The sequence below is a fragment of the Kurthia populi genome, assembly GCF_042686175.1.
Classification (GTDB): domain Bacteria; phylum Bacillota; class Bacilli; order Bacillales_A; family Planococcaceae; genus Kurthia; species Kurthia populi.
In genome coordinates, this window is sequence record NZ_JBHUOR010000074.1 from 1 (window position 1) to 2,918 (window position 2,918).

Consider the following 2,918-nt stretch of genomic DNA (forward strand, 5'->3'; position numbering starts at 1 on the left):
TTTATTCTATACAAAAACAAAAAAATTACAGATAAAAAGGACTTCGGCATCTTCATTTGCCGAAGTCCTTTCTTTAGCTAGGGTTTTGTCCCAGCCTCTTCTTTTGTTATGTTTTAATATTTAATTGTAACGCCGAGTGGAGGGAGTAAACTTGCAGCTTGGTCAAAGCGAATCGTTAAGCCCTTTAAAGCATTTGCATCAATTTGGATTGTATCGAACTCACAAGTGGATAAGTCGATTCCTTTAAACGATGTTTCAGTAAAATCACTATCATGTAATTCACAGTAGTCGAAAAGTACATCATTTAGTGTCACATATCGGAAGAGGGTCTCTTTTAATTCGCATTTTTTAAACTGACATTCTTTAAATTGACTTTCAGAGAATTGGCCATAGTTAATAACAGAGTCAAAAAATCCAACATGCTTCATGGTTGTTTGTAGAAATTCCGTACCAAGTAATTTCCCTTGATAAAATTCCGTGCGATATAAAATAGCATCGTGGAATAAAACATTGGATAAATCACACTTTTTAAATACGACATCTAGTAATTCAAAATTAGAAAAATCACACTCTTGAAAGCGACAATTCTCGAAACAAACATCATGCAGTTGATTTGTAGAATCATCCCACATGATGACACATTCAACAAAGTGAGTAGGCTGTGTGATGTCACTTAGCCATACACGTTTTTCAGAAATGAGCTGTTGATATCTTTCAGCGGGTGCAATATAAGGCATTTTAGTATCCTCCTCGTAAGTGGTTTTCTTCAGTTAACACTTTTTTTATGTAAAATTGCAAGGAATAATCCTTTTAAGTGCTTTGATCTGAAAAACTCAATTGATTCACGAACTATAGTGTTTAAAATATAATAAATGTTCGTAAAATAGCTTGAAAGGTGATGGGAGTCGTGTTATATTATCACTGTAATTAAATAACGTCGTCGTATAAAATCGAGAATAAGGCTCGAAAGTTTCTACCAAATCACCGTAAATGATTTGACTACGATTGAAGAAACAATGTGTTTCTTCTCTCTGCAGTAGCAGAAATCGTTGAGGTATATGACAAAATCGTCGTATACCTCTTTCTTTTTTTCAAAAGACGACATCGGAGGAATTAAGTATCATGAAAAAGTATTTCCTATTTGATGAGCTCGGTACTACTTATAGCCGAGAAATCATTGGGGGTGTCACAACATTCCTAGCAATGGCCTACATTTTAGCGGTAAACCCTCTAATTTTAGCAGATGCAGGAATGGATAAAGGCGCTGTATTCGTAGCAACTGCTCTTGCAGCTATCGTTGGTTCATTAATTATGGGTGTTATCGCAAAATTCCCAATCGCACTCGCACCAGGTATGGGATTAAATGCATTCTTTGCTTATACCGTTGTATTAACATATGGTATTCCATGGCAAACTGGTTTAACAGGTGTATTCTTCTCAGGTGTTATTTTTATTCTTTTATCATTAACAGGTATTCGTGAAACAATTATTAATGCTATTCCACAGCAATTAAAATATGCGGTATCAGCAGGTATCGGTTTATTCATTACGTTTGTTGGTTTAAAAGGCGCAGGAATTATCGTTGCAAGTGAATCAACTTTTATTACATTAGGCGACCTTTCACAAGGCAGTGTTCTATTAGCAATCTTCGGAATTTTCTTAGCGGTCATTTTCTTAACGAAAAAAGTTAGTGGCGGAATTTTCTTCACAATCGTCATTACAGCAATTGTTGGTATGGTTACGGGTGTAGTTAAAACACCAGAATCAATCGTTTCAGCAGTACCAAGCGTATCATCTACATTTGGTGTTGCACTTGATCCAATCATTCATGATTTCGGCTCATTATTAAATACACAATTCTTAATTGTCGTATTAACATTCTTATTCGTTGATTTCTTTGATACAGCAGGTACATTAATGGCTGTAGCCGATAAAGCTGGTTTAATTCGTAAAGATGGTACAATGCCTCGCGCAGGTCGTGCATTAATGGCTGATGCACTTGGTACAACAATTGGTTCACTTTTCGGTACATCAACAACAACAGCTTATGTTGAATCAACTTCAGGTGTAGCAGCTGGTGCTCGTTCAGGTTTCTCATCTGTTATCGTTGCCATTTTATTCGCTTTATCGCTATTCTTCTTCCCGTTACTAGATGTTTTAACTGGAGCAGTAACAGCACCAGCATTAGTAATGGTTGGAGTACTAATGGTATCGTCATTACGCTTAATTGAATGGAATGACTTTGAAATCGCTGTTCCAGCATTCTTAACCGTATTTATGATGCCGATGGGCTACAGTATCGCAACGGGTATCGCGGTCGGTTTTATCTTCTATCCAATTACGATGATCTTAGCTGGTCGTCGTAAAGAAGTACATCCATTAATGTATGTTATGTTCTTTGTCTTCTTAGCGTACTTTATCTGGGTTCGATAATATATAGAAGAAACAATACGTGAATTATTATAAAAGTAGGAGGCGTTGTACAATGCCTCCTACTTTTTTTATAGAAAAATCGCTGAAATAGCTGATGTTTTAAATTTATTAATTATAGAAGAAAAAAAGTTGAAATAGATAATGAAGTTTGTGATGTAGTGAACAAATCATTATATTAGATAGAGAAGTAATAATCTGGACGAAACATTGTTGACAGTCTATAAAACGAGATGTATAGTTATAAACGTTGATTGGCAAACAACATTATAAAAAATGTTTGACAAGCCTTGAAACAATTGTTATTATATAAAAGTTGTGAAAACAACAAAACATCATAAAAAAACTTTTTTAAAAAAGTTGTTGACTTCCTAGAAGTTATGATGATATAATAAGTAAGTCGTTAAGATAACGGCAAACGAAATGAACCTTGAAAACTGAACAAGCAAGATGTAATCACAATAAATTCGGTTCAATTGAATCGAAAA

Annotated in this window: 2 protein-coding genes and 1 riboswitch; of the genes, one reads left to right on the forward strand and one right to left on the reverse strand. The window is 34.8% G+C overall.

Annotation, left to right across the window (positions count from 1 at the left end):
* Positions 1–113: 113 nt before the first annotated feature.
* Positions 114–737: a pentapeptide repeat-containing protein gene (locus ACFSY7_RS10510; RefSeq protein ID WP_139996192.1), complete on the reverse strand. Its 624-nt coding sequence runs from the start codon at positions 735–737 to the stop codon at positions 114–116.
* A gap of 183 nt (positions 738–920) precedes the next feature.
* Positions 921–1,022: riboswitch (purine riboswitch) on the forward strand.
* 100 nt (positions 1,023–1,122) lie between these two features.
* Here ACFSY7_RS10510 and ACFSY7_RS10515 point away from each other — a divergent pair.
* Entirely contained in the window at positions 1,123–2,433 is a 1,311-nt protein-coding gene (locus ACFSY7_RS10515; protein WP_126989596.1) for an NCS2 family permease, read from the forward strand.
* The last annotated feature ends 485 nt before the right edge of the window (positions 2,434–2,918 follow it).

Coding starts and splice junctions, on each gene's coding strand:
- ACFSY7_RS10510 (WP_139996192.1), bottom strand. CDS start 737: ATGCCTTATATTGCACCCGCTGAAAGATATCAACAGCTCATTTCTGAA.
- ACFSY7_RS10515 (WP_126989596.1), top strand. CDS start 1,123: ATGAAAAAGTATTTCCTATTTGATGAGCTCGGTACTACTTATAGCCGA.